The organism is Priestia endophytica, from assembly GCF_026790145.1.
Lineage (GTDB): Bacteria > Bacillota > Bacilli > Bacillales > Bacillaceae_H > Bacillus_I > Bacillus_I endophytica_A.
In genome coordinates this window covers 6190-6497 of record NZ_JALAMS010000072.1, presented here as the reverse complement: position 1 = coordinate 6497, position 308 = coordinate 6190, and positions in this window count along the sequence as shown.

Sequence of the window (308 nt, the reverse complement as noted above, 5' to 3'; positions counted from 1 at the left end):
GCTCCCTTTCGGGTCTATCATGGGTTTGTCCGTAAGGACGATAGTATCCATCCAGTTATACAGTTTCCTGCTTTCCTGTTCTCTTTCGAGATAATGGCATTCGCTTTCTCTCGTATCCTTTACCCTCTGCCACATCGTTTGACTTTGCAGTCATCCTACTGCTTATGCAGATGACATAGGGCTTACCAAGTTCCGCATCTTATAGATACGACGAGGTTAGGTGGGTTCTTTACTCCGGGCAAGATGTGGGACGCATCACAGCAGCATTATGAATCTGCTTTTCCTCTTGCCAATACCTAGGCAAATCT